We start from the raw sequence: 25,037 nt of genomic DNA on the forward strand, positions 1-25,037 counted from the left end.
CGGGCAAGCTCAGCATTCCAGGGCCCTTTCGACGGCGGTGATGAACACGGTGGGCGAGGCCAGTTGCATCTCGCGGCTGGCAATCTCGACGGCCACTTGCACGGTGCTGGCGCGGGTCAGGCGTTCGCCGCTGGCAAGGTCGGTGATCAGGTAGTTGACCTTCAAGCGGTTCTCCCACTCCACCAGGCTGGCGCGCACGTTGAGGGTCTGGCCAAAGGTGGCGCCACGCACGTAGCGCAGTTGCAGGTCGATTACCGGCCACGCATAGCCGGATTCGAGCATCGCCGTGTAGTTGTGGCCGAGCTTGTCGAGCAGCGCGCAGCGGGCGATTTCCAGGTATTTCACGTAGTGGCCGTGCCAGACCACGTTCATCGTGTCGATGTCGAAGAAGGGCACGAGGATTTCAGTGTCGCAATGCAACACGCCGGGGCTACGCATGCAGCCTCCAGTGTTGCGCGGCGATGCGCTGCAGGCACAGGCGCAGTTCGCCCTCCAGGGCACGGTCTTCGATCACCGGCGGGAAGTCCTTGGCCAGCTCGATGTGCATCGCGGCCAGGGCCGGCGGCAACGGCCTGGCATCCGTGACCTGGGCGCGCAGCCACACGCCCTGGTTGGCGGCGAGCAAGGTGGCGGCGGCCACCTGTTCGGTCAGCTCCAGCACGCGGATTGCATCGCGGGCGGCGATCGTACCCATGCTGACCTTGTCCTGGTTGTGGCACTCGGTGGAGCGCGAAAACACGCTGGCCGGCATCGTATTTTTCAACGCTTCGGCGGTCCAGGCGCTGGTGCCGATCTGCACCGCCTTGAAGCCGTGGTTGATCATCGCGCGGTCCGCCGGGGCGCCCGACAGGTTGCTCGGCAAGCCATGGTTGTAGCGCTCGTCCACCAGCAGCGCCAGTTGCCGGTCGAGCAGGTCGGCGACGTTGGCCACCAGGTTTTTCAGGCTGTCCATGGCAAAGGCGATATGCCCGCCGTAGAAGTGCCCGCCGTGCAACACGCGCTCGGCCTCGGCGTCGATGATCGGGTTGTCGTTGGCGCTGTTGAGCTCGATCTCGATAAACGAACGCAGCCAGTTCAGGCTGTCGGCCAGCACGCCGAGGACGTGGGGCGCGCAGCGCAGCGAGTAGCGGTCCTGCAAACGGTGCAGCGGCGCGGTCGGGGCGTCGATGGCCAGGTCCTTGCGCAGCCACGCCGCAACCTGCATCTGCCCGGGGTGCGGCTTGGCGGCGAACAGGCGTTCGTCAAAGTGCTCCGGGTTGCCTTGCAGCGCCACCACGTTCAACGCGGTGATGCGCGTGGCCAGTTGCAGCAGGTAGTCGGCGCGGGCGAAGGCAAGGCAAGCCAGGCCGGTCATCACGGCGGTGCCGTTCATCAGCGCCAGGGCTTCCTTGGGCCGCAGCACCAATGGCGTCCAGCCCAGCTCACGGTGTACGTCGGCGGCCAGGCGGCGCTCGCCACGAAACAGCACTTCACGCTCGCCGGACAAGGTCGCGGCCACGTACGACAGCGGCGTCAGATCGCCGCTGGCGCCCACCGAGCCTTCCTCCGGGATCAGCGGCAGGATGTCGTGTTCAAGGAACGCATGCAGGCGCTCCAGCAGTTCAACCCGCACCCCGGACACGCCGTGGCACAGCGACTGCAAACGCGCCGCCAGCACCGCACGGGTGGCCTGGGCGTCGAGCAACTTGCCCAGGCCGCAGCCGTGGAAGGTGTACAGGTGACGCGGCAATGCCTCGACATGCTGCAACGGCACCGCCACCACGCACGAGTCGCCGTAGCCGGTGGTGACGCCGTAGATCACGCCTTCCTTGTCCAGCAGCGAATCGAGGAACTGCGCGCCCTTGGCGATGCGCTGGCGATACCCGGCATCGTCTTGCAGGCGGGTGGGCGCCTGACGGTTGGCCAGGGCCAGCACGTCTTCGATGCGCAAAGGGAGTTCGCCGAAGGTTACCGGCTCAAGCAGATGCGTCGTCATCGGTCTTCCAGAAAGGGTAAAAGTTGAACCATTGTTGGGGCGCTTGCAGGCAGAACTGGCCCAGGCGTTCGGCGTAGCGGGCGGCCCAGTGGGCGATCACCTGCTGGCGGTCGCTGCGTTTCCATTCGATCAATGGGGCAAAGGGCTCGATGATCAGCCGATAGCGCCCCTGGTGCTTGAGGCACATCAGCAGGTTGACCGGGCATTTGAGCAGGCCGGCCAGCAGCCATGGGCCCTGGGGGAAGGCGGCGCTATGGCCGAGAAAATCCACGCGCACCGTGCGCCCGCCGTGCAGCGGGATGCGGTCGCCGGCAATCGCCAGCCACTCACCGTCGTCCAGGCGCTGGCTGAGCAGCAGCATCACCGCCGGGTCCAGCTCGCTGACCTGGATCAGCCGCAGGTTGCTCGCCCCGGCTTCGCCCAGCAGGCGGTTGAACTGTTCGGCGTGCTTGGTGTGCACCAGCACGTTCATGGTGACTTTCTCACCCAGCTCCGCAAGGGCCCGGCACACTTCCAGGTTGCCCAGGTGCGCGCCCACCAGCATCTGCCCGCGTTCGCCGCGCAGTTGCCCGCGCAATTGGGCCGGGTCGATGATTTCGATCTGTTCCAGGCGCAGCTTGCCGTTCCATACGTCGAGCTTGTCCAGCAAGGCGTCGGCGAAAGCCATGAACTGGCCGAACACCCTTGTGTGGCTGGGGCGCAGGTCGTCGCGCCCGCTCCAGTCGGCCAGGCGCTGCTGGTACTGCCAGATGCTCTGGCGCGCGGCACGGCCAAACACGAAAAAGTACAGGACGATGCCATACAGCAGCGGGCTCAGCACCCGGCGCCCGAGGACCTTGGCGGCGAATGCGGTGAGTTTCATCAGCCAGAAACTGCCGCGTTCCTGGCGGTCGGCCCAGTGCCGGGGGTTGTCGCTCATGCCTGCCACCGTCGCCAGAGGATCATTGGCGCACGCAGCAACATGCCGAAAAACAGCCGGGTGTGCATGGATGAAATCAGCAGGTTGTCGTGGACCAGGCGAAAGTGCGACAGGCCGTCGGCCGGGTAATGCACTTGGGTCGGCAGCCAGCGCATCGGCTGGTTGCGCCATGACAGGCGCACGAGGATGTCGGAGTCGAAATCCATGCGCTTGCCGATCCGTGCCGAGTCCATCAAGGCCAGCACCGGTGCCAGGGGGTAGATGCGAAAGCCGCACATCGAATCGCGGATCTGCAGCGACAGGCTGTTGATCCACACCCAGACATGGGTCAGGTAGCGCGCATAGAGGCGGCCCTTGGGCACGCTGTCGTCGTATTCGGGGTAGCCGCAGATCACCGCGTCGGGGTGGGTGCGCGAGGCGTCGAGAAACAGCGCGACTTCGCGCAGGTCGTGCTGGCCGTCGGCGTCCACTTGCAGGGCGTGGGTGAAGCCCAGGTGCGCGGCTTCGCGAAAGCCGACTTGCACCGCCCCGCCCTTGCCCTGGTTGGTGGGCAGGGTGATCAGCGAGACGTTATCCAGGCTGGCCAGTTGCGCCAGCACGGCGGCGCAGGCCGGGCTGCTGCCATCGTCCACCAGCAGGCAGGGCAGGCCATGGTCCAGCAGGCTGCGGACCACGGCGGGCACGGCGGATTCGTGGTTGTAGACCGGGATCAGGGCGCAGGGGTTATGCATGGTGGTGGGCACCTGATGGACCGAGTTGCCTGCATCGCAGGCAAGCCAGCTCCCACATTTGGGATGTGCGCTTACCCAACCTATGCATGAGAATTCTCCAGCAAAACCCGCCCGCTGGAACACGCCGCACTGTCATTGCGATAAGCGAAATACAACTTGCCCCGCTCGCGATCAAAACGCAGGTGCAACTCGATCACGTCGCCAGGGCGCACCAGTTGCTGGAACTTGAGCACTTCCATGCCGGCAAAGGTCGGCGGTAGATCGAGCAGTTGCTGGCCCAGGTTGAACGCCCATTCCACCTGCACCACCCCTGGCAACACCGGGGTGTGAGGGAAGTGGCCGCTGAAGTAGGCCAGGTCCGGCGGGATGCTCAGTTGCAGGGTCCATTCGCCGTCGGTCTCGACTTGCGCCAGCAATTCCGGCGCCTTGGGGCGCGGCGCCAGCAGCAGGGCTTCGACATCGGCCTGGGGCAGCTTGCCCTGGGGGGTGAGCGGCAACTGGCGCAACAAGCGCCAGCGGCGGGGCAGGGCCAGGGCTTCGCAGTGCTGGCCCAGGTGCTGGCGCAGGGCTTGGGTGACGCTGCGCCGGCCTTGGTTGCGCAGGGCGTGCAGGCCGTCGCCACTGAGTACCACCAGGGCACCGAGGGACGCGCGGTTTTCCTGGACCACCCCCAGGCGCGCTTCCGCGACCCAGGCGTGGTCGGCCAGGGCCTGTTCGAGCATCGGCAGGGAGATGCGTTTTTCTTCCAGCTTGACGATCCGGTCCAGGCGCCCGAGCAGTTCGAAGCGCCCATCTGCGTGGATCTGCGCGGCATCGGCCGTCTGCTCGACATGCCCGGCCGGCAGGTACGGCGAGGCAATGCACAAGGCGCCATCGGCATCCTGAGTCAGGCGTACATCGGCAAACGGCTGCCAGGGCGTGTGGCCCTGGCGCCAGGCAATGCCGCCGGTTTCCGAACTGCCGAGGATCTCGGTCGGCCACTGCTGCAGGCGTTGGTGCAGGCTGTCGGCAGCCTCGGCGGGCAGCGCGCCACCGGAGGAGAACACGCGCTTGACCGTGCTCAAGGCCGTCCAGTCGAGGTTATCGCCCATGCGCTTGAGCAGGGCCGGGCTGGCCACCCAGGCGAAATGCGGGTGCTGGCGGCTGACGCGCTGCAAGTCTTCGGGGAACGGCAGTTGCTGGCGCACAAAGCTGCGACCGGCGCACAGCGGCCAGAGCACGCGAAACAACAGGCCATAGATGTGCTGGGTAGCGACGCTGCCGACGATGCACGCGCGGCCCAGGTCGGCGCCCCACAAGGCTTCCAGGGCCTGTACCTCGTTGGCCAGTTGGCGCAGGGTCTTGTCGATGCGCTTGGGCGCGCCGCTGGAGCCGGAGGTGCACAGGCCCAATTGGCAGGCGTCCAGGTCCAGGGCTGCGGCGGCGAGCGGCGGGTGGTAGAGCGCCTCCAGGTCGCCCGCTTCGGTCAGCCAGGCGTCGACCGCAGTAGCCCAGCGTTGGCGGGTCTGGGGTTGCAGGTCGGCGGGCAGCAGCACACTGGCCCCGGCGCGCCAGGCGCCCAGCAGGGCAATCGCCAGCTCGCCGGCGTCGCTCAGGTGCACGGCCAGGCGCTGGATGCCACGGGCTTTGAGCCCGGCCGCCAGGCTCAGGGCCCGTTCGCACAGTTGTGCGTGGTTCATTGCAGGTTCAGTGGTGACCGAACGCAGTTGCACAGGCTCAAGCAACAGATGCTCAAGATTGACCCAATTCATACGCGGCCTCGAACCCTTTGTCGTATCAGCCATTCCACGGCGAACAACAACCCCATCAGCCCATAGGCGATCAGGCCGTTGTACAACGTCCACCAGCTCAACGGTGCCCACAAGGTGAGCGCAGCGGCGAGCAGGCCGTTACACAAGAAAAACCCACTCCACACCACGGTGACCTGGCGCGTGTACGCAATGGCCTTTTCAGGCAGATGCGGATCGCTCAGGCGCGCGAGGCGCTCGACCATCGGCGGGCCGTACTTCAGGCTCAGGCCGAACAGCGCCAGCATGAAGATGCTGACCAGGCTTGGGTACCAGCGCAGCAACTGCGGGTTGTCGAACCAGGCCAGCAGCAGGCAAAACACAAGCGCCACGCCGGCCATCCAGCCGCTGCCGGGACGCCGCGGGCCGGTCAGCGCGCGCAGCAGCCAGAGGCTCGCCAGCAGCAGGCCGAATTGCCACGGGGCGAAATGCTCCGTGCCGTAATACACCGCGAAAGGGTACAGCAGCCCTACCAGCAACAGGCCAAGGCCGATCAGCCGGCTCATGCGGCCGGTTGGACCAGACGGTAGACCGCCTCGACCACATCATTGACCGTACGCACGGCCTTGAACTCTTCGGCGGCGATTTTCTTGCCGGTCTGGCGCTTGATATGGTCGATCAGGTCCACCGCATCGATGCTGTCGATTTCCAGGTCCTGGTACAGGTTGGCGTCGAGGGTGACCCGCGTAGGCTCCAGTTCAAACAGTTCCACCAGGGCGTCGCGCAGGGTGTTGAAGATATCGTCACGAGTTTGCATGGTCGGGTCTCAAGCTGCCTGTCGGGCCGTGACGAACGCCGCGAGGCTGGCCACGTTGATAAAGTGATTGCGGGTGTCCTTGGCGTCGGCATCGATCTTGATGCCGTACTTTTTCTGGATCGCCAGGCCCAATTCCAGGGCATCTACCGAATCCAGGCCCAGGCCTTCGCCGAACAGGGTTTGCTCGCTGCCGATGTCGCAGGCGTCGATGTCTTCCAGGCCCAGGGCCTCGATGATCAGGGTTTTGATTTCGTGTTCAAGGCTGTTGGGGTTGCTCATCTTCGGCGAGCTCCTTAATGAAATAGTGATGCAGATAATCGTTGAGCTTGCGTGAGGCCTGAGGTGGTGGCCCTTGTGAGGCAAACACCTGTGGATCTATATCGGCACCCACCCGCAAACTGAAGTGAAAGCGGCGGTTGGGGATGCGATACCAGGGCTCGGCCTTGGTCAGCGTGGTCGGGCTGACCTTGAGCACCACGGGGGTGATGATTGTCGCACCGCGCAGGGCGATGGCGGCGGCCCCGCGATGAAAGGCCGGGGCTTTGCCCGGCACGGTGCGGGTGCCTTCGGGAAAGATAATCAGGGTCTGGCCGCCTCGCAGGGCACTGGCGGCGGCATCGAGCATGTCGATGCTGCCATCGTTGCTGATATAGCCGGCATCATTCACGGGGCCACGGGTGAAGGGGTTCTGCCACAGGCTCTGCTTGACCACGCAATTGGCCTGGCGTACCAGGCCGATCAGCACCACGACGTCGATCAGCGACGGGTGGTTGGCGATGATCATCTGCCCGGGGCGCCCGAGTTTTTCGGCGCCTTCGACGCTGTAGGTGAGAATGCCGGCGCGGTACATCATGTTGATAAAGAACCAGAACAACCGCCCGACGGTCAGGCGCGCACGGCGCTGGTGCTGCCGGGCGTCCCCCGGCAGGCAACTGAGCAGCGGGAACACCAGCAAGCGCAGGCACAAGCCGCCCACGCCGAACAGCACGAAGCTGGCTGCCGTGGCGAACAGGCGCCAGTAGTAGGCGTCCCGGGGCTTGTCGGTCAGGGTTTGCGTTGCCAGTTCCATACTCGGTTCTTCCAGGCATGTTGGCAGGCACCTTGCTCGGTGAGCAGGGTGCGCAGCAGGTTCAGGGCGTGGGGCCACTGGGTCTCGGTGGGTTGGACCGTTGTGGTGTGCAGCGCCAGTTGCCATTCGTCGCCTGGGGTCAGCAGCAGGCCCAGGGCGTAGGGGAACGGCACATCATCGATCCACCGCGCGTAGGCCAGGGGTGGCTGCTCTTCGGTAATCACCAGCAGAACGACCGGCGCGCCTTCGTTGAGCAGGGCTGCGGCTTCGAGCATGCCGTGCTCCAGGCCGTCGCCCGCGGCTGCCAGGGCGGTCATTTCGCTGGTTTCGTTACGCAGGATCGACCACAGGCCAATCACCGCATTGTGTACCGACAGGCTGAATTGGGTGGGCGACAGCGGCTGGTCGTTGGCCAGGTCGCTGAGAATGTCCAGGGTGCGTGGGGTTTCGCCATGACGCGAGACAAATACCAGCGGCAGGTCCTGCAGGCCGTCGGCCAAGGGCCAGCCGACACTGAAGGCCATCCGGGCCAGGCGGCTCAGGCGCCGGCGCTGCATGGCCGGCAGGAACGACACATCGGGCGCGGCATCGCTTTGGGCCACCAACACTGGGGCCTGGCACCAGTCGCGCCAGGCATCCACGCTGTCGAGCCCAGGGGCCCAGGCGCGCCATTGGGCGATGTTGAAGTTGATCACTGAGAAGATTTCCCGCCCCTGCGGGCTTCCTTGTGCTGCAAATTGCCCATAAAACCGGGGCATGGCGCGATGGCCGAGTGGCGCGCATTATCCCGGTGCGGTGGGGTTCTAGCAAACTTTGGTAAAGAATTGTTCACGAGAAATTACAAATTCGCCGAAAAGAATCAGTGATTGTCCGCCAATGGCTACGGGGGGCTGGTGTCAGGCAACTCTTTATTGGTTGGCGTATTACGAGATAGTTATGCGGGATCTGTCTTCAGATGCTGTAGTACAAGCTTGATCAAGGTAGCGAGCGGGCGCTTTTGCCCTCTACACTCGGGCATTCATTGATACACGGAGGTTTTTCCATGCGGCGCGTGGTGTTCAATCAAAAAGGTGGCGTTGGCAAGTCCAGCATCGCCTGCAACCTGGCGGCGGTCAGCGCCAGCGAAGGCTATCGAACCCTGTTGGTGGACCTCGATGCACAGGCCAACTCGACCCAGTACCTGACAGGGCTGACGGGTGACGATATTCCCATGGGCATTGCCGATTTCTTCAAGCAGACCCTGTCATCCGGGCCGTTTTCGAAGAAAAACCAGGTGGATATCTACGAAACCCCGTTCGACAACCTGCACGTCATCACCGCCACCGCAGAACTGGCGGACCTGCAGCCCAAGCTCGAGGCCAAGCACAAGATCAACAAGCTGCGAAAGCTGCTGGATGAACTGGCCGAGGATTACGACCGGATTTACCTGGATACCCCGCCGGCCCTGAACTTCTATGCGGTTTCGGCGTTGATCGCGGCTGATCGGGTACTGATCCCTTTCGATTGCGACAGCTTTTCGCGCCAGGCGCTGTACGGCCTGCTGGCGGAAATCGAAGAGCTCAAGGAGGACCACAACGAAGGCCTTGAAGTGGAAGGCATCGTGGTCAACCAGTTCCAGGCCCGGGCGAGCCTGCCGCAGAAGATGCTGGACGAGTTGATCGCCGAGGGCCTGCCGGTACTGCCGGTGTACCTGGCCAGTTCGGTGCGCATGCGCGAATCCCACCAGGAGAGCAAACCGCTGATCCACCTCGACCCGCGCCACAAGCTGACCCAGCAGTTTGTGGAGTTGCATAACCTGCTGGAAAACGCCTGATCATCAAGGATGAGCACGCTCGATGTGGGAGCTGGCTTGCCTGCGATGACGGTGTGCCAGCTTGCATATCCATCAAGCTGCCCCTCGCCATCGCGGGCAAGCCCGCTCCTACAGGGTTACACCCCTTGGCTACGCAACCAGCTCATCAGTTGCGGTAACGCAAATGCCCCGCTCTGGCGCGCCACTTCCCGGCCGTTCTTGAACAGGATCAGGCTGGGAATCGAGCGAATGCCCAATTGCGCCGAAAGCTGCTGGTTGGCCTCGCTATCGAGCTTGGCCAGCCGGCACTTGCCGGCCAACTGCCCGGCCGCCTGTTCAAACACCGGCGCAAACGACTTGCACGGCCCGCACCATTCGGCCCACACATCCACTAGGAGCGGTAAATCGCCCTTGATCTGGCTGGAATAATCGCCCTGGCTTAATTCAAACGGTTTGCCGAGCAACGCCGGCTGCTTGCAGCGCCCGCACTTTGGGGCATCGCCCAGGCGTTCGTGGGGGATGCGGTTGAGGGCGTTGCAGTGTGGGCAGGGGATTACAAGAGAATCGGACATGATGGGCTCCTTGGGTGTGGCCTATGGGCTCAATCTGGCGCCCGTCACGGGGATTATCAAGGCCAGATGAATAGGCGACAGTGAAGACTAACGTGGCGTGAGCACGCTGCGCTTTTGATCCTAGGACGAACAACTGATCTCCAAATGCTTGCCCCAATCGGGCGGCCGTTGCGCGTACTGCTCCATCCCGGCCTGTTCTTCAAATGGCTGGCTCAATACCTCATGCAGCCGTCGCACTTCACTGTAGTCACCTGATTCGGCGGCGGTGATGGCGTTTTGCGCCAGGTAGTTGCGTAGGATGTACAGCGGGTTGACCGCGTGCATGCGCTCGCGGCGTTCTGCCTCGCTGCCGGTGCCGTCGCGTTCAACCCGGGCCTTGTACTCGTCGGCCCAGGCATCGAAGCCCGCGCGGTCGACAAAGTCATCGCGCAGGTGCGCTACGGCCAGTGCGGCGGATTCGTCGCCCAGATGGCGGAAGAACAAGGTGTAGTCCACGCCACTGTTTTGCATCAGTTGCAGCAGGCGCTCCAGCAGTTTCTGGTCATCGTCTTCGGCGGTGGTCAGGCCCAGGCGGCGGCGCATCAGGTCCAGGTAGTGGGCCTGGTACAGCGGCAGGTACAGGCCCAGGGTCTCGCGCAGGGCGTCAACGCTGATGTACGGCGTCAGCGCCTGGGCCAGGGCGCTGAGGTTCCATTGGCCGATGGGCACCTGGTTGCTGAAGGAGTAGCGGCCTTCGTGATCGGAGTGGTTGCAGATGAAGTGGGCGTCGAAGTCATCGAGGAAGGCAAACGGCCCGAAGTCGAAGGTAATGCCCAGGATCGACATGTTGTCGGTGTTCATCACCCCGTGACAAAAGCCGTAGGCCTGCCATTTGGCGATCAACTCGGCATTGCGCTCGACGATCTCGCGGAACATCGCCAGGTACGGCTCGGGTTGCTCCTGGCAGTGGGCGAAGTGCAACTTCAGCACATGCTCGGCCAGTTGCTGGTGCAGCTCGGTTTTCTGGGTGTAGTAGAAGTATTCGAAGTGCCCAAAGCGGATATGGCTCAGCGCCAGGCGCAGGACCATGGCCGCGCGTTCCTGCTTCTCGCGCCATACCGGGGTGTCCGAGCCGATCACGCACAGGGCGCGGCTGCTGGGGATGCCCAGGGCGTGCAAGGCTTCGGAGGCGAGAAACTCGCGGATCGACGAACGCAGCACCGCGCGGCCATCGCCCATGCGTGAGTACGGCGTTTGCCCGGCGCCCTTGAGGTGCAAGTCCCAGTGTTCGCCCGCCGCGTTATACACCTCGCCCAGCAGCAAGCCGCGACCATCCCCCAGTTGCGGGTTATAGGAGCCAAACTGATGCCCGGAATAGACCATCGCCCGCGGTTCGGCCTCGGCCCACAGCTTGTGGCCGCCGAACAGTTCGGCAAACACTGGCGTCTGGGCGACGGCTGGATCGAGGTCCAGCAGGGCCATGGCGGCGTTGCTCGCCACCACCAGCCGCGGCTCGTCGATGGGCTCGGGCAATACGTGGGTTGAGAAACCGTCGCCCAGGCGGGCGAAGCGGTTGTCGAAGGTCAGGTCGTCGAGGGCTTTCACCGGCCATCTCCAGCAGAATGTCCGAGCATTCTGCTGGGGATAGCGCGGTTAGTCGAGTTTGGCCGGCGGCGTGGGTTGCGGCGAGCCGTCATTGGCCGGTTTGCTCAAGGGCTCGATTTCCACCAGTTTGTATTCCTGGCCGTGCAGGTTCTTCAGGTAAACCTCCATCTGGCGGAACGAAATGTTGATGCTCTGCTTCTTGAACTCGCGGTTGATGAAGCGGTTGACCTCATCGATGACCGGGTTGCGGTCGCCGAGGTCGCGCACATGCATGCGCAGTTCGTGGTCCAGGGTGCTTTCGCCAAAATTGAGGAAGTACACGTGGGGTTCCGGGTCTTTCAATACCCGTGGGTTATCCCTGGCGGCCTTGAGCAACAATTCCTTCACCAGGTCCAGGTCGGAGCCGTAGTCCACGCCGAGCTTGAGGGTCACCCGGGTGATGGTGTCGGTCAGCGACCAGTTGATCAGTTGCCCAGTGATGAAGGTTTTGTTCGGGACAATGATGTCCTTGCGGTCGAAGTCGGTGATGGTGGTGGCGCGGATGCGGATCTTGCTCACCGTGCCCGACAGGTTGCCGATGGTAATGGTGTCGCCGATGCGCACCGGGCGCTCGAACAGGATCATGATGCCGGAGATAAAGTTGGCGAAGATCTCCTGCATGCCGAAGCCCAGGCCCACCGACAGTGCGGCCACCAGCCATTGCAACTTGTCCCAGCTCACCCCGAGGGTCGACAGGGTCGACACAAAGCCCACGCCGGCGATCACATACGACAGCAGGGTGGTGGTGGCATAGGCGCTGCCCTGGGCCAGGTCCAGCTTCGACAGCACCAGTACTTCCAGCAGGCCCGGCAGGTTGCGCGCCAGGGCAAAGGTAATGCCGATGATGATCAGTGCGCCCAGCATGTCGCCGATGCTGATGGGCACCATGCTGATATTGGCGCCGGTGCCGCTGGTGTATTCGTAGAGGGTGACGTTGTCCAGGTAGGAGAACACCGAGATCAGGTCCGACCAGACCCAGTACAGCGCCGCAATAAAGCCGCCGAGCAGGGCCAGGCGGATCAGGCGCATGGATTGTTCGTTGACCTGCTCGATATCCAGGGTCGGTTCCTCGATCACCACTTCGCCGTCGCCGGCTTCCTTGGCGGCCTGGCGTTTGGCCAGTGCCCGGGCATAGGCCAGGCGCCGCGCGGCAACACCCAGGCCACGGACGAAGGTGGCTTCGATCACCAGCCAGAACATCAGCAGGTACAGGGTGTTGATCAGGCGGTCGCTGAGTTTGAGCGCGGTGTAGTAGTAGCCAAAACACACGGCGATAAACAGCGCGATGGGCAGCGCGGTAAACGCCACGCCGACGACCTTGCGAAACAGCGAGGCCTTTTCATGGGTCGGGCTGTTGAGCAGCAGGCGGCTGAGCAACCAGGCCATCAGCCCATAACAGGTGAGGACTACGGCGATCCCCAGCACATCATCGGCCAGGGCTGCCGGCTGGTGCTCGGCGATGGACACCACGGCCACCAGCGCCAGCACCACCAGCCCCAGCTTGCGGATCCAGCCCTGGAGAAACTCGACCTGGGGTTTTTCCCAGCGGAAATGCAATTCGGCCACGCCACCCGGCGCGAGGATGCGATAGGCGGTGTAGAACACCAGCCACGCCTGGGAAATTTGCACCAGGGCCATGCCCAGGTTGGCGTTCTGCCCGCGTGCATCGATCTGCAGGGCGTAGCCGCACAGCGCCAGGCCGAGGGTTACCGGCAAGGCCAGCAGGATATTCACCAGGATCGCGACCGGAGTGTGCCACTGGCTGTCCCGCTTGAAGTGCCCGATATCCATATGGATTTTTTTCAGGCGCTCGTAGAGGCTGTTGCGCCGCCACAACAGCGCGCCGATCAATAGCAGCAGGGGCAGGAACAGCAGCGGGCGCTGGGCCAGGCCGTCATACAGTTCGCTGAGGCTGGAGGCCCAGGGCAGGGTGTCGACCTGTTTGCTCAGGCGGTTGGGCACGCCTTCGAGCCATTCGACGTCCAGCGGCTTGTTGCTGGGGATCCAGAACATCTGTTCGTCGAGGGTCGCGCGCAGGCTGGCGGCGGTGCTGAGCAGTTGTTTCTGGTTCAGTTGCAGGGTGATGGATTCGTTGAGCAGCGCGCTCAACTCCCGGCTCAGGCGTTCGAGCAGGTCGCTGCGGGTCACGGCCAGCTCCAGCAGGGTGCGGCGCAACTGTGGCGTGACCTGGTCCTCGGGCTGGTTGGCCAGCAGGTTGTCGACGTAGGTGCTGGGCGAACTGATCAGTTCGCGCTGCTGGTTGACCTCGAACTGGTACAGACGAATGTTGGCGATATCGTCGGCCAGGTCGCGGTCGACCTTCAGGCGCGGCAAGGCCTGTTTCTGTTTATAGAGGATCTTCGATAGCAGCAGGCTGCCCTTGAGCACGTTGATCTGCTCGTCCAGGGCCGAATCGCTCTGGGTCACGTTGTCCAGCAGCTGTTTGGTTTGCAGGTTCTGCTGGGTCAGCTCATTGAGCCGGTCGGTGCTTTTGAGCAGGTAGTCAGAGAGTTTCAGGTTGGCTGCGCTTTCCGTAGCCAGCAGGCTGCTGCCACCGGCTTTCTGCGCTTCGATGGACTGCTGGGTCACGGTTTCCTGGGACTGGGCCAGGCGTTTCTGGTTGATCAGGGTTTGCAGGTCCTGGATTTCCTGCTCCAGGCGCGCGGTTTTTTCCACCGCCAGGTCATGTTGGCTGTTACCTAGGTCTTGCAGTTGGCTGTTGCCCGCCAGCTCCTGGCGGCGCAGCGGGATCAAGGCGTTGAGCGCCGCCAGTTCGGCGTTCAGCAGGTTGCGCTGGTCGCCATTTAGCGGTTTGCCATTGTCCTTGCCGGCCTTGAGGATGCCGTTGATCTGCTGGATGCGCGTCTGGCTGTTGCTGATTTCGGTCTGGGCACGCTCGGGGCGGGTTTGGGCGGCGATGCTCAGGCTGTTGGCGTCGGCCAACTCCTTTTGTAGGTCGCCTTGCTGGGTGCTGCGCTGCACCAGCAGTTGTTCGAGCTGCGGCACTGGCAGGCTGGCGTAGCGCTGGGCGACCGGGACCACCTTGGTGGCCTTGAGCCGGGCCAGTTCACGGGCGTTTTCCGTGGTCTGGCGTGGCGCGTCTTGCAATTGGCGCTTGAGATCGCTCAGGCGTTGCTCGTAGTCCTGCTTGTTGCCCAGCAACGTCAGGGTCTGCTGCAACACATTTTGCAGCGCCTTCATGTCGGCGTCAGGCAGTTTGCGGTCCGGCAGCTTGTCCAGGGTCTGTTGCACACTTTCGATGCTTGGCGGGTCGGCGGCGAATACCGGGCTGACGCAGAGACTCAGGCCCAGCAGGGCAGTGGCTAAAAAAGTGCGCAGGATTGTCATAGAGACCGGTCGAACAAGATGAAGAATAGGGGGCGTGTTGATGGCCAATGGCACACCGTCGCCCCGCAGTTTAGAGGAAGAGTCCGGGGGCCGGGCGACTTCCTTCGGGGAATCTGACGCCGACTTTGCCGATCTTGTTCCCGTCCATCACGGCGACTGTCCAAATGGTGTTGTTCCACTCCACCTGGTCGCCGACGATGGGGGCGCCACCGACCTTCTGCGTGATGAACTGGCCCAGCGGCATGTCCGGATCGATGCCGTCGAGCTTGAGCCCGTACAGCGCCGACACCGCGCCCAGCTGGGCGTCGCCTTCGAGCACGAAGTCGCCGAAGAAGCGCAGGTCCAGGCCCCGTTGCGGCGCCTGGCTGAACAGCTTGCCGAGGGCGGCGAGGTTGTGTTCATGGCCGATCACGCACAGCAAATCATCGGCTTCGAGCACCGTACTACCCGACGGATGGAGCAGTTGCTGGCCGCGAAACAGGGCGGCGATCCGCGTGCCTTCGGGCATTTTCAGCTCGCGCAGGGCGGCGCCGATGCACCATTTCTCGGCACCCAGGCGGTAGACGAACAACTCCCACTCGCTGGTGACGTGTACTTCCAGGGCCGCCCGGGAAATCGGCGCGGGCTCGGGCGGTACCGTTACTTTCAAGAGCTTGGCTACCCACGGCAGGCTGGTGCCCTGCACCAGCAACGACACCAGCACGATAAAGAACGCCAGGTTGAAATACAGCTGGGCATGGGGCAAGCCGGCCATCAGCGGGAACACCGCAAGAATGATCGGCACCGCGCCGCGCAGGCCGACCCAGGCGATAAACACTTTTTCGCGGCCATGAAACGCCTTGAACGGCAGCAGGCCAACCGCCACCGACAGCGGCCGCGCAAACAGGATCATCCACAGCGCCAGGCCCAGGGCCGGCAGGGCGATGGGCAGCAGGTCATGGGGCGTGACCAGCAGCCCCAGCACCAGGAACATGCCGATCTGCGCCAGCCAGGCCATGCCGTCGAGCATATGCAGGATGCCGTGGCGGCTGCGCACCGGACGGTTGCCGATCACCAGGCCGCACAGGTACACGGCGAGGAAGCCGCTGCCGTGCAAGGCGTTGGTCAAGGCGAAGACGAACAGGCCGCCGGCGATCACCAGGATCGGGTACAGGCCGTTTGCCAGGTTGATCCGGTTGACCAGTTGCAGCATCAACCAACCGCCGCCCAGGCCGATAATGCCGCCGATCCCGAATTCGCGGATCAGGTGGGTCAACAGGCTCCAGTGCAGGCCAGTCTGGCCGCTGGCGAGCATGTCGATCAGGGTTACGGTGAGGAACACCGCCATCGGGTCGTTGCTGCCGGATTCGATTTCCAGGCTGGCGCTGACCCGTTCGTTCAGGCCCTTGCCGCCCAGCAGCGAGAACACGGCGGCGGCGTCGGTGGAGCCGACGATGGCGCCGATCAGCAGGCCCTGGATGATATTGAGGTCAAACAGCCAGGCCGCCGCCATACCGGTGAGGCCGGTGGTTATCAACACCCCCACGGTAGCCAGCGACAGGGCCGGCCACAGTGCCACGCGAAAGCTCGCGACCCGGGTCCGCAAGCCGCCATCGAGCAGGATCACTGCCAATGCCAGGTTGCCCACCAGGTACGCGGTAGGGTAGTTATCGAAAATGATCCCGCCGCCATCGACGCCGGCGATCATGCCCACGGCCAGGATAATCACCAGGATCGGGATCCCCAGGCGGGACGAAAGAGAACTCACCAGAATGCTCGCACTTACCAGCAACGCGCCGATCAAGAACAGGCTGTTGATGGTCGTCGCATTCAAAGGCAGTACTCCGGAATTAAGGCGAGGCGCAGACTGACCATGCAGTCTGCGTGCCAGCGATTCTAACCTGTTGAATTGCTGCGCTGTCAAAAAGCTTTTGTAGGAGCTGGCTTGCCTGCGATGGCAGCGCCGCGGTGAATCAGGCTCACCGCGGCGCTGCCATCGCAGGCAAGCCAGCTCCTACAGGGGGTGACTGTATTTCAGAGGCGGAAACGCCCCACCATCCCATTCAAATCCACCGCCAGGCGTGACAACTCGCCGCTGGCCGCACTGGTCTGGCTGGCGCCCGTGGCCGATTGCACCGACAAGTCGCGGATGTTCACCAGGTTGCGGTCCACTTCCCGCGCGACCTGGGCCTGCTCTTCGGCGGCGCTGGCGATCACCAGGTTGCGCTCGTTGATCTCGATAATCGCGCTGTTGATGGTATCCAGGGACATCCCTGCGCCTTTGGCGATATTGAGCGTCGACTCGGCGCGCTCGGTGCTGTTGCGCATCGAGTCCACCGCCTGTTCAGTGCCGGCCTGGATACTGCCGATCATCCGCTCGATTTCACTGGTCGATTGCTGGGTGCGATGGGCCAGGGCCCGCACTTCATCGGCAACCACCGCAAAACCACGCCCGGCTTCCCCGGCACGCGCCGCTTCGATGGCGGCGTTGAGGGCCAGCAGGTTGGTCTGGTCGGCCAGGCCGCGAATCACATCCAGCACCTTGCCGATATCCCGCGATTCTTCGGCCAGGGCGCCGATCAGGGTGGCGGTGCCCTGTACATCGCCGCTCATGCGTTCGATGGCGCTGACGGTTTCCTGCACCAGGTCGCGGCCATCGCCCGCCGAGGTGGTGGCGTTTTTCGAGGCCTCGGAGGTGCTGACCGCATTGCGCGCGACTTCTTCGACGGCGCTGGTCATCTCGTTGACAGCGGTGGCTGCCTGCTCGATTTCATTGTTCTGCTGGGTCAGGCCACGGGCGCTTTCGTCGGTGACGGCGTTCAGCTCTTCGGCAGCCGAGGCCAGTTGAGTGGCCGAGCCGGAAATGCGCTGCAGGGTGTCGCGCAATTTCTCCTGCATTTTATTCATCGCGCGCAACAGGCGGCCGGCTTCGTCGTCGCCATCGACCTTGATCGGCTGGGTCAGGTTGCCTTCGGCAATGTTCTCGGCGGCGTCCAGGGCCTGGGCAATGGGCAGGGTGATGCTGCGGGTCAGCAGCCAGGCAAACAGCACAGTCAGCGCCGTGGCCAGCACCAGCAGGGCCACTACCAGGTCAAAGGCTGAATCATATTGATCGGCAGCTTTCTGGTTGCTGTCGTTGGCCATCGAATTGTTGATGTCCAGCAGGCGCGTCAGCACCGCGTTGACCGCCTCGGAGTTGCTCAGCAGTTCGGTGTTGAGCAAGGTGCGCAGCTCTTCGGTCTGATTGTTGCGCGACAGGCTCTTCATCCGCTCTTCGATCTGCCGGTACTGGCCCAGCAAGCGTACATAATCGTCGTAGGCCGAGCGCTCCTCGCGGCTGTCGATCAGCTTTTCGTACACGCTCTGGGCGGCACGAATCTGCTGGTTGCGCAATTCAAAGGCTTCCAGGGTCTTTTGTTGCACATCCGGCTCGCGGTTGGTCAGCAAGCGGTAGGACAGCACGCGCAGGCGCAGGGTCAGTTGGGTGAAGTCGTCCAGCGCGCGAATGCTCGGCACGCTGCGCAGGGTGATGTCTTCGGTGGCGCCACGGATCTTGCTCATCTGGTTCAGCGCAAAAATACCGAGAAACAACATCAGCGCACCAATGCACGCGAAGCCGAGAAACGCGCGCGGCGCGATATTCATATTACGAAGAGACATGCAATGGTCCTGGGAGAGGCGCGATCCGTGCGGCTTTGAGGCGGGGTAAGCATGACCTATCGGACATACGACTAAAGTCTTGAGGGGCTGTGCGCTTTTGTCGCACCTTGCGCGCATTGGAATGGATTCAGGAACCAGATGGCGTAAATGCAGTCACTAAGGCTCCACAGCGTGGCCTGACCCGTGAAATCGGGGCTGCGCGCCAGGATAACCCTGGCTTCCACGGTGAATTTTCTTTATCGTCACCGCCCTTTGAAAAAGCCCGAGAATTCAAAATGTTAGAAACATCCCTCAGCCAACTGGAACAACTGGTCAGTGACCTGGTGCAGCAGAATCAAGCATTGCTGGGCACCAACGAATCCCTCAAGGCGGAACTGGCCCGCGCCAAGGATGAGAACGACAGCTTGCAACTGAACCTGATGGAACAGGAAGAAAAGCAGGGCGCCACCGCAGCCCGTATCCAGGCGTTGGTTGAGCGTGTGAGCGCAGGTCCTGTGAGCGCATGAGTGAAGGGATAAAGGTCGTTTCGATTCTCGGTGAGGATTACTCGATCAAGGCACCGGACGGGGAAGACAACACCCTGCTCAAGGCCGTGACCCTGCTCAAGGCGTCCCTGGCCACCACCAAGCAGAAGTACCCGACCCTGATCGGCGACAAACTGCTGGTGCTGGCGGCGCTGAATCTATGTGCCGAGCAGATCGACATGCAGCAGCGTCACCAGCAGGAACTCGACCGTTACCAAGAGCAAGTCAGCGCCACGGTCGACGTGATTGCCAAGGCCATCGGCCAGCCCTGATCAGAACCATTCATCCTGCATGGCCAGGCACGTATCGTCCCGAGTTTCCAGGATCGACAGTTCATGATGGCAGCCCGGTACTTCCCAGGTCAGGAAGTACCGGGCCGCTTGCAGCTTGCCTTTATAGAAGGCCACATCCGCCGCATTGCCCCTGGCCAGCCCTTCTTCGGCGCGGATCGCCTGTTCCAGCCAGCGCCAGCCAATCACCGTATGTCCAAACACTTTCAGGTACAGCGCCGAGTTCGCCAGGCTGCTGTTGACCTTGCCCTGGGCGAGATCCGTCAACAGTCCCAGGGTCACCCTTTGCAGGCGTGCCACCAGTTGCTCCAGCGGCTCGCGCAATGGCGTGAGTGACGGATATTCCTGCGCCCGTGCGCCCGTCTCGGCGATCAGGCGAATCAACTGTTTCAAGCCCGCGCCGCCGTTTTGCCCCAGCTTGCGCCCCAGCAGGTCCAGGGACTGGATGCCGTGGGTGCCTTCGTGGATCGGGTTCAGACGGTTGTCGCGGTAGTACTGCTCCACCGGGTATTCGCGGGTGTAGCCGTGGCCGCCGAGAATCTGGATCGCCAGTTCGTTGGCCTTGAGGCAGAACTCCGACGGCCAGGACTTGACGATCGGCGTCAGCAGATCGAGCAATTCATGGGCCTGCTTGCGCGCGGTTTCGTTGTCCAGGGTGGTGGTGTCATCGAACAGCCGCGCGGCGTACAGGCCCAGGTCGAAGGCGCCTTCCACATAGGCTTTTTGCGTGAGCAGCATGCGCTTGATATCGGCGTGCTGGATGATCGACACCGGTGCGGTGTTCGGGTCCTTGCTGTCCGGCAGGCGGCCTTGCGGGCGTTCCCGGGCGTACTCCAGGGAATACAGGTAACCGGCGTAGCCAAGCATCACCGCGCCCATGCCGACGCCAATCCGTGCCTCGTTCATCATTTGGAACATGCACGCCAGGCCTTGGTGCGGCTTGCCCACCAGATAGCCGACACACTCGCCGTTATCGCCGAAATTCAGCGCCGTCGAAGTGGTGCCGCGCCAACCCATCTTGTGGAACAGCCCGGCCAGCAGCACATCATTGCGCTGGCCCAGGCTGCCGTCCTCGTTGACCAGGAACTTGGGCACGATAAACAGCGAAATGCCCTTCACCCCAGCGGGCGCGTCCGGCAGTTTGGCCAGGACCATGTGCACGATGTTTTCCGACAGCGGGTGGTCGCCACCGGAGATAAAGATCTTGTTGCCCTTGAGCCGGTAAGTGCCGTCCGCCGCCGGTTCGGCGCGGGTGCGGATATCCGACAGCGACGAGCCGGCATGGGGCTCGGTCAAGGCCATGGTGCCGAAGAACCGGCCTTCGATCATCGGTTGCAGAAAACGCTGCTTCTGCTCCTCGGTGCCAAAACTTTCGATCAGATTGGCCGCGCCCATGGTCAGGAACGGGTACGAAGTGGAAGCCGCATTGGCTGACTGGAAATGCGCAAAGCAGGCCTGGGACAGCAGTGTCGGCAGTTGCATGCCCCCGGCTTCGAAACTGCGCGCCGCATTCAGAAAGCCGGCTTCGAGGAAGGCATCCACGGCAGGTTTCACCTCCGGGATCAGGATCGCCTGGCCGTCTTCGTAGCGCGGTTCGTTTTCGTCACCTTTGCGGTTGTGCGGGGCGAAGTACTTTTCGGCGATGCTGCGGGCAGTGCCGATGGCGGCATCGAAGGTTTCGCGATTATGTTCGGCAAACCGCTCGCGCTGGGTCAGGCCCTCGGCATCGAGGACTTCATACAGCTCGAAAGCCAGATTGCGGGAACTGAGGAGCGTCTCGGACATGGCGGCTTACCTATGTGGGAATAGGCCGCAGTCTAAGTGCGCGAATAGAGGCGCGATAGCAAGATTGATCTGGGTGATGGAGCAGCAAAACACAGCGCAAAGGTATGACGCGGTCAATGTGGGAGCTGGCTTGCCGGCGATAGCGGTAGGCCAGGCAATATTTGCATGGCTGACCCGCCACTATCGCAGGCAAGCCCGCTCCCACATTTATCCGGTTTCGACCGATGCAATGCAGTGGGGCACCCATTGCAGGTGCCCCACTGGATTGATTAGCCGATGGTCATCAAGCTCGCGTTACCACCCGCCGCAGCGGTGTTGACGCTCAATGCACGTTCGATCACCAGGCGCTCCAACGCAATGTTGGTTTCGCCCGAAGACAGGCCGTTGACCCCGACAATCGCGCCGCTACGCTGCGCCACTTGCTGGCAAACCCCGCGCAGTTGGTCGCAATCGCCATGGTGCAGGACCGCATCGAAGATCACTTCGTCCTTGGTCCAGTCGGCCACGCGCTGGATCTTCGCCTGAACTTCCTTCGGCAGCCGTGGGAACAGCGCCTTGGTCAGGTCAGTTTCCGGCCATACCGCCGAGCTGCCTACAGCCAATACCGCCGCCAGTTGCGCCAGCAGATCGCCTTCCACCTCTGCCAGGCACAGTACGTGCTCGCGGGGCAGGATGGCGTAGCTGTTGCGCTCGCCGGTCGGGCCGGCCAGCAGGCGGGTGATACCGCTTTGCGATTGCGCGGCGAACTGGTTGCACAGGGCGCCCAGGTCGCTGAACTTATTGCTCTCGGCCCAGGTTTTCAGGGCGGTCAGCGGTTGGCTCATGGCGTCACGCAGACGTACATCCGGCGCGGCCAGTGCGTCACCCCGTACGAAGGATTGCTCGATCGCATCGGTAGGACGTGTCGACAGCAGGCGGTACAGGTACAGCGGGCCACCGGCTTTCGGACCGGTGCCCGACAAGCCTTCGCCGCCGAATGGCTGCACGCCGACCACGGCCCCGACGATGTTGCGGTTGACGTAGACGTTACCGGCATGGACGTTGTCGATCACCTTGGCGATGGTCTCGTCGATACGGGTGTGCACGCCCAGGGTCAGACCGTAGCCAGAAGCATTGATCTGACCGATCAACTGGTCGATTTCCTTGCGCTTGTAGCGCACCACGTGCAGGACCGGGCCGAAGATCTCCCGTTGCAGCTCGTCGAAGCTTTCCAGCTCGATCAGGGTTGGCATCACGAAGGTGCCGCGCTTGATTTCTTCGCTGTCGGCGATTGCCACCTGATACACGGTGCGACCCTTGTCGCGCATGGCCTGGATGTGTTTCTCGATGCCCGCCTTGGCTTCGGCGTCAATTACCGGGCCGATATCCACGGACAGGCGCTCCGGATTGCCGAGACGGCATTCGGCCATGGCGCCCTTGAGCATTTCGATGACGCGGTCTGCCGAGTCTTCCTGCAGGCACAGTACGCGCAAGGCAGAGCAACGCTGGCCGGCACTGTCGAAGGCCGAGGACACGACGTCGATCACCACCTGTTCGGTCAGGGCCGAGGAGTCGACGATCATCGCGTTCTGGCCACCGGTTTCGGCGATCAGCGGGATTGGGCGGCCCTGGGCATCCAGGCGCCCGGCGACGTTGCGTTGCAGCAGGCGCGCCACTTCGGTGGAGCCGGTGAACATCACGCCTTTGACGCGATCATCACCCACCAGGCGGGCACCGACGCTTTCGCCCTGGCCCGGCAGCAGTTGCAGCACGCCTTCCGGGATGCCGGCTTCCAGCAGCAGGCGCACGGCTTGCGCGGCAACCAGCGGGGTTTGTTCGGCCGGCTTGGCCAGTACCGGGTTGCCGGCGGCGAGTGCGGCGGCGACTTGGCCGCTGAAGATCGCCAGCGGGAAGTTCCACGGGCTGATGCAGACTACCGGGCCCAGTGGGCGGTGGGCGTCGTTGGTGAAGTCGTTACGCGCCTGCACTGCGTAGTAGCGCAGGAAGTCCACGGCTTCACGCACTTCGGCGATGGCGTTGGCGAAGGTCTTGCCGGCTTCGCGGGCCAGCAGGCCCATCAGCGGCTGGATCTCGCCTTCCATCAAGTCGGCGGCACGTTCCAGGATCGCGGCGCGTTCGGCCGGCGGGGTGGCCTGCCAGATCGGTGCGGCGTTGAGGGCGCACTGGATCGCGTTGTCCACGTCTTCGACCGTGGCTTCCTGGACATGGCCGACTACATCCCGCAGGTCGGACGGGTTCAGTACCGGCACAGCGGCTTCATTGCTCGAAGCACAGCCGAGCATCGGCGCGGCTTTCCAGTTGTTGTGCGCGGTGGCCAGCAAGGCGCAGGACAGCGACGCCAGGCGGTGTTCGTTGGCCAGGTCGATACCGGCCGAGTTGGCGCGCTCGCTGCCATACAGGTCGCGCGGCAGTGGGATACGCGGGTGCGGCAGGCCGAAGCCGCCTTCCAGCGTAGCCATCTGCTCGATGCTGGCCACTGGATCGGCCACCAGCTCCTGGATCGAGATGGATTGGTCGGCGATCCGGTTGACGAACGAGGTGTTGGCGCCGTTTTCCAGCAGGCGACGCACCAGGTAGGCCAGCAGTGTTTCGTGGGTGCCGACCGGAGCGTACACGCGGCACGGACGGTTCAGCTTTCCTTCGGAAACCTTGCCTACAACCTGTTCGTACAGCGGTTCACCCATGCCGTGCAGGCACTGGAACTCGTACTGGCCGGGGTAATAGTTCTGGCCGGCAATATGGTAGATGGCCGACAGGGTGTGGGCGTTGTGCGTGGCGAACTGCGGGTAGATGACTTCCGGTACCGACAGCAGCTTGCGTGCGCAGGCGATGTAGGAAACGTCGGTGTACACCTTGCGGGTGTAGACCGGGTAGCCTTCCAGGCCTTCGACCTGGGCGCGCTTGATCTCGCTGTCCCAGTACGCACCTTTTACCAGGCGGATCATCAGGCGGTGACGGCTGCGGCGTGCCAGGTCGATCACGTAGTCGATCACGTACGGGCAGCGCTTCTGGTAGGCCTGGATCACGAAACCGATACCGTTCCAGCCGGTCAGTTGCGGCTCGAAGCACAGGCGCTCGAGCAGGTCCAGGGACAGCTCCAGGCGGTCGGCTTCTTCGGCATCGATGTTCAGGCCGATGTCGTATTGCTTGGCCAGCAGGGTCAGGGACAGCAGGCGCGGGTACAGCTCGTCCATCACGCGCTCGTACTGGGCACGGCTGTAGCGCGGGTGCAGGGCCGACAGCTTGATGGAGATGCCCGGGCCTTCATAAATCCCACGGCCGTGAGAGGCTTTGCCGATGGAGTGAATGGCTTGTTCGTACGAGGCCAGGTACTTCTGTGCATCGTGTTCGGTCAGTGCAGCTTCACCGAGCATGTCGTAGGAATAGCGGAAGCCCTTGGCTTCGAACTTGCTCGCGTTGGCCAGGGCTTCGGCGATGGTTTCGCCGGTGACGAACTGTTCGCCCATCAGGCGCATGGCCATGTCGACGCCTTTGCGGATCATCGGCTCGCCGCTCTTGCCGATGATGCGGCTCAGGGAGGAGGTCAGGCCGGCCTCGTTGTGGGTGGCGACCAGTTTGCCGGTCAGCAGCAGGCCCCAGGTGGCGGCGTTGACGAACAGCGACGGGCTGTTGCCCAGGTGCGGCTGCCAGTTGCCGGTGCTGATCTTGTCGCGGATCAGCGCGTCACGGGTGCCCTTGTCAGGGATGCGCAGCAGCGCTTCGGCCAGGCACATCAGCGCCACGCCTTCCTGGGACGATAGGGAAAATTCCTGCAGCAGGCCCTGGACGATACCGGCACGGCCGCCGGCACTCTTCTGGTTACGCAGTTTTTCGGCAATCGAGGCGGCCAGCTTGTTGGTAGCTTCGGCCATCTGGGCCGGCAGGCGGGCCTGCTCGATCAGCATCGGCACCACTTCCGGCTCAGGGCGGCGGTAGGCGGCAGTGATCGAGGCGCGCAGCACCGATTGCGGCAGGATGCTTTCGGCAAATTCGAGGAAGCACTGGTGGGCGTGGTCGTTCTGCACCTCACCGGCGTCGTCTGCGTCCTTGAGGCCCGAACCGTTGAGTTCGGTCAGGGTTGCACCACCCTCCAGTTTCTCCAGGTAATTGAAAATTGCCTGCTTGATCAGCCAGTGCGGCGTGCGATCAATGGAGGTCGCGGCGGCCTTCAGGCGTTCGCGGGTCGGGTCATCGAGTTTGACCCCAAGGGTGGTCGTAGCCATATT

Annotated in this window: 20 protein-coding genes and 1 pseudogene; 3 read left to right on the forward strand and 18 right to left on the reverse strand. The window is 63.2% G+C overall.

Annotated elements, in window-relative coordinates:
- Window positions 1-9: 9 nt before the first annotated feature.
- The 10 genes from ACSSVH_RS01990 to ACSSVH_RS02035 form a co-directional block, all read right to left on the reverse strand.
- Window positions 10-438: an acyl-CoA thioesterase gene (locus ACSSVH_RS01990; RefSeq protein WP_169952351.1), complete on the reverse strand. Its 429-nt coding sequence runs from the start codon at window positions 436-438 to the stop codon at window positions 10-12.
- Window positions 431-1,975 (reverse strand): HAL/PAL/TAL family ammonia-lyase, encoded by a 1,545-nt coding sequence (locus tag ACSSVH_RS01995; RefSeq protein ID WP_169952349.1) that lies wholly within the window; start codon window positions 1,973-1,975, stop codon window positions 431-433. The genes ACSSVH_RS01990 and ACSSVH_RS01995 overlap by 8 nt, the downstream gene beginning before the upstream one ends.
- Complete coding sequence (locus ACSSVH_RS02000) at window positions 1,956-2,894, reverse strand: lysophospholipid acyltransferase family protein (RefSeq protein WP_169952347.1); 939 nt, start codon at window positions 2,892-2,894, stop codon at window positions 1,956-1,958. The genes ACSSVH_RS01995 and ACSSVH_RS02000 overlap by 20 nt, the downstream gene beginning before the upstream one ends.
- Window positions 2,891-3,625, reverse strand: coding sequence for a glycosyltransferase family 2 protein (locus tag ACSSVH_RS02005; protein ID WP_492634010.1), 735 nt, complete (start codon window positions 3,623-3,625; stop codon window positions 2,891-2,893). The genes ACSSVH_RS02000 and ACSSVH_RS02005 overlap by 4 nt, the downstream gene beginning before the upstream one ends.
- Window positions 3,626-3,705: 80 nt before the next feature.
- On the reverse strand, window positions 3,706-5,376 hold the full coding sequence (locus ACSSVH_RS02010; protein WP_492634011.1) for an ApeI family dehydratase: 1,671 nt from the start codon (window positions 5,374-5,376) through the stop codon (window positions 3,706-3,708).
- Window positions 5,373-5,918, reverse strand: coding sequence for a COG4648 family protein (locus ACSSVH_RS02015; protein WP_169952341.1), 546 nt, complete (start codon window positions 5,916-5,918; stop codon window positions 5,373-5,375). Before ACSSVH_RS02015 ends, ACSSVH_RS02010 begins: the two co-directional genes overlap by 4 nt.
- Window positions 5,915-6,169, reverse strand: a complete 255-nt coding sequence (locus ACSSVH_RS02020; RefSeq protein WP_169952339.1) for an acyl carrier protein — start codon at window positions 6,167-6,169, stop codon at window positions 5,915-5,917. Before ACSSVH_RS02020 ends, ACSSVH_RS02015 begins: the two co-directional genes overlap by 4 nt.
- Window positions 6,170-6,178: 9 nt before the next feature.
- Window positions 6,179-6,448, reverse strand: a complete 270-nt coding sequence (locus tag ACSSVH_RS02025) for a phosphopantetheine-binding protein (RefSeq protein ID WP_032862152.1) — start codon at window positions 6,446-6,448, stop codon at window positions 6,179-6,181.
- Window positions 6,426-7,238 carry a lysophospholipid acyltransferase family protein gene (locus tag ACSSVH_RS02030; RefSeq protein ID WP_169952337.1) on the reverse strand — a complete coding sequence of 271 codons (813 nt, stop codon included), beginning with the start codon at window positions 7,236-7,238 and terminating at the stop codon, window positions 6,426-6,428. Before ACSSVH_RS02030 ends, ACSSVH_RS02025 begins: the two co-directional genes overlap by 23 nt.
- On the reverse strand, window positions 7,214-7,933 hold the full coding sequence (locus ACSSVH_RS02035; RefSeq protein WP_170042405.1) for a beta-ketoacyl synthase chain length factor: 720 nt from the start codon (window positions 7,931-7,933) through the stop codon (window positions 7,214-7,216). Before ACSSVH_RS02035 ends, ACSSVH_RS02030 begins: the two co-directional genes overlap by 25 nt.
- 347 nt (window positions 7,934-8,280) lie before the next feature.
- Here ACSSVH_RS02035 and ACSSVH_RS02040 point away from each other — a divergent pair, with 347 nt between their 5' ends.
- Window positions 8,281-9,051 carry a ParA family protein gene (locus ACSSVH_RS02040; RefSeq protein ID WP_169952333.1) on the forward strand — a complete coding sequence of 257 codons (771 nt, stop codon included), beginning with the start codon at window positions 8,281-8,283 and terminating at the stop codon, window positions 9,049-9,051.
- Between the two features lie 116 nt (window positions 9,052-9,167).
- Here the strand turns inward: ACSSVH_RS02040 and trxC are convergent, their stop codons facing one another.
- The 6 genes and pseudogenes from trxC to ACSSVH_RS02070 all read right to left on the reverse strand — a co-directional run.
- Window positions 9,168-9,602: a thioredoxin TrxC gene (gene trxC / locus ACSSVH_RS02045; RefSeq protein ID WP_492634012.1), complete on the reverse strand. Its 435-nt coding sequence runs from the start codon at window positions 9,600-9,602 to the stop codon at window positions 9,168-9,170.
- 120 nt (window positions 9,603-9,722) lie between these two features.
- Window positions 9,723-11,186: a protein adenylyltransferase SelO gene (gene selO, locus ACSSVH_RS02050; protein WP_492634013.1), complete on the reverse strand. Its 1,464-nt coding sequence runs from the start codon at window positions 11,184-11,186 to the stop codon at window positions 9,723-9,725.
- Window positions 11,187-11,234: 48 nt separating this feature from the next.
- Window positions 11,235-14,573 carry a mechanosensitive channel MscK gene (mscK, locus tag ACSSVH_RS02055; protein ID WP_169952326.1) on the reverse strand — a complete coding sequence of 1,113 codons (3,339 nt, stop codon included), beginning with the start codon at window positions 14,571-14,573 and terminating at the stop codon, window positions 11,235-11,237.
- A 70-nt stretch (window positions 14,574-14,643) separates the two neighbouring features.
- Window positions 14,644-16,386, reverse strand: coding sequence for a potassium/proton antiporter (locus ACSSVH_RS02060; RefSeq protein ID WP_029299228.1), 1,743 nt, complete (start codon window positions 16,384-16,386; stop codon window positions 14,644-14,646).
- Window positions 16,387-16,586: 200 nt separating this feature from the next.
- Entirely contained in the window at window positions 16,587-17,459 is an 873-nt protein-coding gene (locus tag ACSSVH_RS02065) for a methyl-accepting chemotaxis protein (protein WP_463671614.1), read from the reverse strand.
- A 30-nt stretch (window positions 17,460-17,489) separates the two neighbouring features.
- Window positions 17,490-18,329: pseudogene (locus ACSSVH_RS02070) on the reverse strand (MCP four helix bundle domain-containing protein); the annotation flags it as partial.
- Window positions 18,330-18,487: 158 nt separating this feature from the next.
- Here ACSSVH_RS02070 and ACSSVH_RS02075 point away from each other — a divergent pair.
- Both ACSSVH_RS02075 and ACSSVH_RS02080 read left to right on the forward strand, forming a co-directional pair.
- Complete coding sequence (locus tag ACSSVH_RS02075; RefSeq protein WP_029299225.1) at window positions 18,488-18,718, forward strand: hypothetical protein; 231 nt, start codon at window positions 18,488-18,490, stop codon at window positions 18,716-18,718.
- Window positions 18,715-19,008 carry a cell division protein ZapA gene (locus tag ACSSVH_RS02080; RefSeq protein ID WP_169952322.1) on the forward strand — a complete coding sequence of 98 codons (294 nt, stop codon included), beginning with the start codon at window positions 18,715-18,717 and terminating at the stop codon, window positions 19,006-19,008. Before ACSSVH_RS02075 ends, ACSSVH_RS02080 begins: the two co-directional genes overlap by 4 nt.
- On the opposite strand, the gene ACSSVH_RS02085 is transcribed toward ACSSVH_RS02080, so the two are convergent.
- Together ACSSVH_RS02085 and putA are read right to left on the reverse strand one after the other, a co-directional pair.
- Window positions 19,009-20,811 carry an acyl-CoA dehydrogenase gene (locus ACSSVH_RS02085; RefSeq protein ID WP_492634014.1) on the reverse strand — a complete coding sequence of 601 codons (1,803 nt, stop codon included), beginning with the start codon at window positions 20,809-20,811 and terminating at the stop codon, window positions 19,009-19,011. It lies immediately after the preceding gene.
- A 269-nt stretch (window positions 20,812-21,080) separates the two neighbouring features.
- Entirely contained in the window at window positions 21,081-25,034 is a 3,954-nt protein-coding gene (putA, locus tag ACSSVH_RS02090; RefSeq protein WP_169952318.1) for a trifunctional transcriptional regulator/proline dehydrogenase/L-glutamate gamma-semialdehyde dehydrogenase, read from the reverse strand.
- Window positions 25,035-25,037: the final 3 nt, after the last annotated feature.

The sequence above is a fragment of the Pseudomonas sp. HC1(2025) genome (assembly GCF_058742075.1).